This is a genomic window from Ruegeria sp. CH11, from assembly GCF_056537105.1.
Window position 1 is genome coordinate 395,956 of record NZ_JBQFQX010000002.1, and the last position, 8,069, is coordinate 404,024.

Below are 8,069 nucleotides of genomic sequence, written 5' to 3' on the forward strand. Positions count from 1 at the left end.
AACCAGCCGCCCGGGGCAAATCTTCATAATTCTCGGGAAACGAATATGGCACGTCCAAACATCCTACTCATTCAGGCGGACCAGCTCGCAGCGAACGCGTTGAAGGCCTATGGAAACAAGACCGTCAAGGCACCGAACATCGACCGCCTTGCGGAAAATGGTGTGGTGTTTGAAAATTGCTATTGCAACCTGCCCATGTGCGGGCCGTCCCGTGCGTCGATGCATGCAGGCAAGCTGCCTTTTTCGATTGGCATGTATGACAACGCCAGCGAATTTCACGCCGACATTCCAACATTCGCACACTACCTGCGCAGCATGGACTACCGGGTCGAGATGTCCGGCAAGATGCACTTTGTCGGCCCCGATCAATTGCACGGATATGATAAACGTCACACGACCGAGATTTACCCGGCCAACTTTGCCTGGACCGTGGATTGGTCCAAGGGCCGCGAGTACAAGCCCACCAACCTGACAATGGCCCCCATTCTGGAAAGCGGTCCCGCGATCCGCACCATGCAGATGGATTATGATGACGAAGTCGAATACCACGGCGTTCAGGCCCTGTATGATCTGGCGCGAAAGGACGATGACCGACCCTTTATGCTGACGGTTTCCTTTACCTCTCCGCACTCGCCTTTCGTAATCGGACAGGAGTACTGGGACCTCTATGATCATGATGAGATCGAATTCCCGGCCGTCCCGCCTCTGGAACTGAACGAGATGGATCATCTCAGCCGCAACCTTCATTACTGCCAGTCGCGTCACGAATTTACCGTCACGCCTGAGGACCGCCGCAAAGCCCGCCACGGATATTACGGGATGATCTCGTATATCGACGAGAAAGTCGGGCACCTTGTCGACGTGTTGGAGAGGACCAAACAGATCGATAACACCATCGTCATCCTCACCGCCGACCATGGCGAGATGATGGGAGAGCGCGGCATGTGGTTCAAACAACACTTCTTTGAATGGGCCGCCAGTGTACCCTTCATCGTCTACGCACCGGATCGTTTCAAAACGTCGCGGGTAAAGGAGAACATCTCGCTGATTGACCTGTTGCCCACACTCGCGGACCTCGCCGCCGGCGGCTCATACGATGAGTATGCAGCACCCATCGACGGGCGATCCCTGGTTCCCGCACTGAACGGCGATACGTCGGGCCTCTCCGATGTCGCAATCTCGGAATTTGCAGCGGACGGATCCACCGGCCCCAGCCGCATGGTTAAGAAAGGTCCGTGGAAGCTGATGTGGCTCGAAGGGGTGGATACGCTGCTCTACAACGTGGATGAAGACCCCAACGAGGTGAACAACCGCGCAAACGATCCCGATTGCGCCGACCTCCGGGCCGAACTTGAGGCTATTCTGTTCGATGGCTGGAACCCAGACGAGCTGTATGACACGATCCGCGCCAGCCAACTGCGCCGCCTCGCCATTCACACAGTGACCGCAGGCGATCCCACATACGTGTACACTGTTCGCAAAGATGACGACCAACGGTACATCCGCAACGCTGGCGCAGCGGACACCAAAGCACGAGCCCGTCTTCCCTATGTGGCTCCGGTCAAACCCGATCGAGTGTAAAACTGTCTTGTGATTACATCAACCTAGGTTCGGCCCTCCGTCGGTTTCCCCATCTCAAGCTGAGCGCCTGCAGACCTGAATATCCTTGTGCCTTTGCTGAAAGGCGGCGGAAGTGCTCGATCGACGGTGTCAGACCAAATCGAAAGTGTATCAGCTAGGACAATATGTCTGTCCCATATGCGGCGCAAACAGCGCCACTCGGCAAGAGCCGCCGTGCGGCTGAGCTTGAATTGGTCTCGTTAGGAGAGGCTGCAATCCTGATCGAAGCGGTTGTAGACCGAGGAATAGACGGACACGAATTTCCGCAAACTTCGCATACGCCTGAGAACCTGCATTGCGCGTCCGCGGTTTCGAAACGGCATGTGCGAATTCTCGGCTCGGTTGTTGAGCCACCTTCGACGCGGTCTGCTTAGCCGCCATTCGAAAGTTACACAGATTTGCAGAACCAGGGTCCGGAATGTGCGTGACCGGCAGTTTAGATCGGCGCGGCTGAAGCAGATTGTCATAGCAACAAATCCTTAGGGAATTCGCATAGTGCATCGACCATTATGTGATAGCATCGAACCCAACTCTCTCACTCACAGTTGTCCAAGCGAACAAAGGTACAGAAAGAGAAGTTTTTGCTGTCACTTCGGACCAAAGATATCGAGACCGCCTACAATGCGCTCGCTCTTTGCGCAGGGTTTTTGGTTGCTCCGTCAGTTGGCGGCGCGGTTAAGCTCGGGTTTGAGATCAACGATGTCAGGGCTTCGCTGACAAGGGCCGACAAAACGACGCTCAAAAACTTTACGGACAAGATGATCTCAAGTGCGGAAATCGCGTTGGAAGGGTTTGCGGCCGATGCGCCACCTGACGCAGCAGTCCTATATGTCCAGATGCTCGAGCTTTCCGCTCCGAAAGCCACAGATATCGCAGGCAGCGCCCTTAACGCCGATACTCTGGCCTTGCACATGGTTGAGCAACTTGAGGATCCCGAACACAAATCCATGCGCGATCTCTTTGTTCTGCTGACCTCGGCAGCGCTAAAGCCACTTCTCGCCGATCCGGATTTCGTCGAACAGATCAAACCCGCAATCTACGCCCAATTGCTGTCAGGCACACAGGCCATTCAGCGCGACCTGGCCGAGCTTGTTCGGAAACACGGCAGCCTTGACGCTGCCATCGACACAGTCAAAAACGCCGCTGACACCGAATTTCGAATTCTGGCAAGGGCTTTCAAGCTGCCGGACGCGGACACCGCCCCGCGCAGTAAGCTTATTGCGGATATCATCCACAAAGCCCAGGAGCGCGATCAGGTTCAGGCAGCACTAGACGACGTCGATGATACCGATCCGGTCGTGCAATCCTATCTGGAACACGCCCAGAGCGCATTGAGTCAGATGAATCTGACCGCTGCGCTTTTTCTTTTGCAAGAGGCGAGGAAGGCGCTTGAAGACAATTCTCTGCGCAAAAACCTGGAATTCCGCGCCAACATTGCGGAGCCTGAAGCGATGGTGCATCTCCTGAACTCTCAACCGCAAGAGGCGTTCCAGCTATTTGAAAGCACCGCGAACGGCATGGCGATGGTTGATGAATATGACGCCGCGATGAGGCGCTCGAATTATGCACTTGCGCTTATGGCTTATGGCGATCGTTACGGCACCGACGGCTACCTCTACGGGACGCGCATCATCGACCCGTTACTCAGTGAAGCGGCAGCCGAACTGCCGGCCGACGTTACCGCCCGTCTTTTTCTGCATCGGGGCACGATACACGCCAAATTCTATGCGGCTCTGGGGCATTTGGACGGGCAAGTTCACTTTGAGGCGGCGGAAGAAGACCTGATTTCCGCTCAGATCATTGCTGCGGACATATTGTCCGATTTTCACAGCGCGGCAACGGCGCGGGCGACGGCGGGATGGCTCAATCTGCAGGCCGCTCAGTTCACCCTCGATGCCGACGCCGATCCCTTTCTGCAACAGGCCGAAGAACTCCTCTCGATTGCTCGCAGGCTCTATGAACAGTTGGATGCCCAGTTCGAGTTGGCGCTGGTCAAGCTGGACCTTGCCGATCTGCTGGACCGAAAATCCGTTCGCGCAGACCACACAGAACGGGCGACGATGTGCCAGAAGGCGATCGAACTGGTCGCTGAAAGTGAAGAACAACTCGTAATGGGCGATCATCCCGCCGAACTGGCCCGCGCGCGCTATCTCGCGGCAAAGCTTCTCTGGAACGAAGCGGTTTACAGGCTTGGCACGGGGGGTGCAGAACTGCTCAATTCGGCGATGGCCTTCGCAAACAGCGTAATTGAATTGCGCGCCGTAGAAGCGGATCCCCTGGGATGGGCCGAGGCAACATTACTGATCGGCGAAATCCGCGCGGATCAGGTGATCCACAATAGGGAAGAAGATCGAATTGCCGGTTTCAACGAGGCTGCGAGAACCATACAAACCGCGACCAAAATCTACGAGGAGATGGGAACTGAGGAACAGTTCGCAAAAGCGCAGCACGCGTTTCAACGTTTGAGCTGGCAAATCGAAGAAGAAGGCAATGTCGATACTGTATGAAGCCGCGGACCGTACCTCTTGCGCCGTTAGCGAGCCGAACTGCTGACCACTTTCGTTAATATTCTTATTCTGTTCCGGTCTACCGGTTCTCAACGCTGCGCGGCACTCGAACAGCCTTGGGAGTATTTCGTGAACTTCGCATTTAAACTGTACCGTCTCCGCATTCCTTAGAAAGGGCTTTGCGATCAGTAGAACCGCGTGATGCCTATGAAAACATGAAGTTTTCTTATATGTCTTTAATCAAGAAGCTTATATGCATCAGTCACATCAATCGTGGACGTACCCCCTACAATCCCATCCAAAGCAGTACGAAGATCAGATGTCGCCCTGTGCGTCTGTCCAAATAGTTTACATTGCTCCGCGTAATCTACCGACGTACGAAGCTCAAACATCTTCGCGTTCTGCTCTCTCGCAGCGGCCAAAGCCTCAAGAAATTCTTTTCCCGCCAGCTCATTCTCGCAACGCGCAAGCGCGTAGACTCGATAGGTCTCGGAACAGGCCCATCCTTCATTTGTGGAATGCTGTTGATCACGCGCCTGAGCCAACAAATTTAAGGCCCCTTCGCGGTCACCTATCTTCAAAGTGAGTTCCGCAACCAAAGTCAGAAAGAACGGTTTGTAGTTTCCTGCACCACTTTCCCACCACGTTCTCGACGCTTCGAGTAGCGCACCGATCGTTTCTTGTTTTGGCGAGGCATAGGCATTAACCCAGCTTCGCCACAGGTTCGCAGTCAACCGCATGAATGTGAATGAGTGCTTAATTGACAGCTCTTCAAGCTGTTCTACAACTTCCAGCACTTTTTCTGGCTCACGACGCAGTAGATGAAGCATGCATAGATAGGTCAACGACTGTGCGATGCTGTGCGCATGCTCTAGCTCTTTAGCACCAGCCACAGCTTGATTTTGGATATCCAATGCTTTGTCCGGGTCTCCCCGCATCCATACGGCCAAACTCAGAAAACACGAGGTGATGGCTGCATGATCCGATCCGTGAATGAAAGCCAAATGCCCATCGCGTTCCCGGCTATAGAGGTCCAGCGCTTTGCTCAAATGTTTGTAGGCCGGTTTCAGCTCTCCGATATGGAACAGTACCGCGCCCATAGCGCGATGTGCGACCATCTGATGCTGCGTCTCACGCGTTGAGGCTGCCAACTCGAGCAATTGTGCTGCAACAGATCTTGCCAAATCATATTCGGCACGCACCAAATGAAAGGAATACAATCCATTGAGAACCGGGAATAATTGCTCGGTTTCTCCGACACGTTCGCACAAGTCGCGTATTCTTGCGTAAACGGACCCGGTTTCGTCTGCGGCTATTCCTGCGGTCGAACGTAATACACCAGCTTTGAGAACCTGAAACTCAATTTCACTTCTGTCCCTGTCGAAACTCTGGTCGAGTTTCCAAAGCTGCTCAATCGCCAGGGACAACTGGGCGCTTGCCTCTGTATTGGCAGAGCGCTGGACCGCCCGCTGGCCTGCGCGGTAACGATAATCGGCGGCTTCTTTGTTCATGCCTGCCATAGTGTAATGGTGCGCGAGAATTTCCGGGCTTGCATCACCAGTGTGAACCGACGCGTCATCCAAATGTTGCGCGACACGCGCGTGCAAAATGCGACGCTCCCGCTTCAACAGACTGTTGTAGGCGGTGTCACGAATAAGAGCGTGGCGATAGCTGAAAGTTTCAATATCCTCTGTCCGAACAACTGTAACTATGCCTGCCTTGACCAACAGATCCAGGCTAGTGCGCAACGCTATGTCGCCGATACCAGCCACCTTGGAGATCAATGGAAAGGTAAATTGAGGTCCTACCACAGCGCCGATTTGTGCGATCTCTTTGGCAGAGCTCAGGCGGTCAAGGCGCGCCATCAGTGCATCATGCAAAGAGCTGGGAACAGAATTCGCAGGTGAAGCGCCACCCATCATGTACTCGTCCGTACCCCGGATCAGGGTGCCTGATTCAAGGAGGTCTCTGGTCACTTCCTCCACATATAGTGGCACACCATCTGATCTTGCCGCCACCAGGTCGTACATCTCATCTGCAATCGCCTCGCCCTTGGCGACTTCGTCCACAATGCTCTTGACCTGTTGAAAGTCCAAAGGCTTCAGAACGATTTTCTTAAGGCTTGATTGCAGCGTCCAACCCGGATCGAACTCTGGCCGGAATGTCATAACGACGAGCACCGGAAGGTCGCGAATTCGGTCCACGATCCGATCCAGCAGCAGCTTGGTTGTCGGATCAATCCAATGCGCATCTTCTAACAGGAAAAGTACTGGGTATTCCGTAGCCTCTGACGAAAGATTGGTCAGCAACAACTCCAGAGATTGATCCATGATCTGTTGTGGCGTCTGATCCAAAGGCCCCAAAAGGTCTTCGAACGGTATCGACAAAAGCGATGCTGTCAACTTCAATGCCTCGTCGGATTGATCACCCAGAACCTTTCGGATTTTTTCAAGCTTAGTGTCGTTTGAATCGTCGGACCGAAGACCAGCGGCGCCCTCGAGCCGACGAATAACGGGATAGAGTGCAGTGGCAAAATGGTATGGAGAACACTGGTATCGCGTTTGCTTGTGGGGCAAATCCGAAATGCTTTGCCTGAATTCCTCTATCAGGCGCGACTTGCCAATTCCTGGCTCACCTGAAACCAACACAACTTGCCCCTGGCCACCACTGGCAAGCTCCCACTTGTCGTTGAGGGCCTCCAACTCGGCAGAGCGCCCGATCAACGGTTTGAGCAACACATCGTCTATCGCCATGAAACGGCTGATCGTTTCGCGCACACCGGTTACTTGCCAGCCTTCGACATCTTTTGCGAAGCCCTTGAGCTTGAACGCTCCACGTAGAACGTACTCAAAAGTATCACCGGCCAACTGATGAGTAGTTGGGGCAATGATCATAGTACCTGGGTCCGCCATTGACTGAAGTCGCGCGGCCAAGTTGGGCGTCTCGCCCATTGCCGTGCCGTCTTCGAACATTTTTTCACCGCGCAGATCACCTACGACAACCAATCCGGTTGCAATCCCTATTCGAACATCGAGTTTCGCGTGGGTGCGAATTACCGGAACCTCGTCGATGATACGCAGGCCCGCGCGAATGGCCCGCTCGGGATCATCTTCATGCGCGTGGGGAAATCCAAAAAAGACCATAATCCCGTCGCCATAGTAGCTGGCTATATGGCCATCAAACGCAGCAACGGCTGCGGCGCAGGTTTCTTTGAAAAGTCGAAGAACTTCGGCCAGATCTTCCGGATCAACGCGTTGCGCTATTTCCGTTGATCCAACGAGATCGATAAACATGACAGTAAGCTGTCGCCGCTCTGCAACGATCTCGGGACCGTTGGAATTGACAGGCGATTGCAGCGTGTTTTCCGACCTCGTGCGAACGGCTTTCAAAAACCGCCTCCTCGGACCCAAGGGGAGCCCGATAACCACAAGGTCTTCGTCAGTTAATTCAGAAAGGTCGCCAAGTTCGATCTCGTGTTCAGCAAAAGCAGCAGCGTACTTGGACAATCCATATTTCTTTAGCCAAGACGCGATATCGGACATCAATAAGTTTTGCTTGCGGTCGTAACAGGATCTCTACATGCACTCTACCAGCAAGCATCTCCTTGGTAACTTAACCCGCCAAATAGCCTGTGGCTCATTTGTCGAACAAAAAGATCATGTTCTTGTTCTATGAAGACCACCGTTTCTTGCCAGGTCAAGGACTTCATTTGCTCACTTGACGCTTTGCAGGATACAACACCGGTTCCAGGCAAGTGACATCACCTGGTAATGGTGTTGTCGATGAATTGGGCCTCGATCAATGTCACCGCGCCGACGAAGAAAACTTCTCCCTTCAATTGCGGCCCATATCGGATGAGGTGGATGGCTCCTGCTCCACCGGCATCGAACGTGCCAAAGTGCAGTTGTTATCGACTGCTGGGAAAGGAGCCACCCAATGACA

3 protein-coding genes and 1 pseudogene are annotated in these 8,069 nt (G+C 53.9%); 2 read left to right on the forward strand and 2 right to left on the reverse strand.

The genetic code is table 11. The annotated features are described in order from the left end of the window. Positions 1–45 precede the first annotated feature (45 nt). Positions 46–1,581: a choline-sulfatase gene (gene betC, locus ACR0LX_RS05765; protein ID WP_480782894.1), complete on the forward strand. Its 1,536-nt coding sequence runs from the start codon at positions 46–48 to the stop codon at positions 1,579–1,581. 242 nt (positions 1,582–1,823) lie between these two features. Here betC and ACR0LX_RS05770 read toward each other — a convergent pair. Further along, a pseudogene (locus tag ACR0LX_RS05770) lies at positions 1,824–1,976 on the reverse strand (DDE-type integrase/transposase/recombinase); the annotation flags it as partial. A 225-nt stretch (positions 1,977–2,201) separates the two neighbouring features. Here ACR0LX_RS05770 and ACR0LX_RS05775 point away from each other — a divergent pair. Continuing rightward, a complete protein-coding gene (locus ACR0LX_RS05775; RefSeq protein ID WP_480782895.1) occupies positions 2,202–4,127 on the forward strand; it encodes a hypothetical protein in 1,926 nt (641 codons plus the stop codon). 236 nt (positions 4,128–4,363) lie between these two features. On the opposite strand, the gene ACR0LX_RS05780 is transcribed toward ACR0LX_RS05775, so the two are convergent. Beyond that, positions 4,364–7,669, reverse strand: coding sequence for an ATP-binding protein (locus tag ACR0LX_RS05780; protein ID WP_480782896.1), 3,306 nt, complete (start codon positions 7,667–7,669; stop codon positions 4,364–4,366). Positions 7,670–8,069 lie beyond the last annotated feature (400 nt).

Coding starts and splice junctions, on each gene's coding strand:
- betC (WP_480782894.1), top strand. CDS start 46: ATGGCACGTCCAAACATCCTACTCATTCAGGCGGACCAGCTCGCAGCG.
- ACR0LX_RS05780 (WP_480782896.1), bottom strand. CDS start 7,669: ATGTCCGATATCGCGTCTTGGCTAAAGAAATATGGATTGTCCAAGTAC.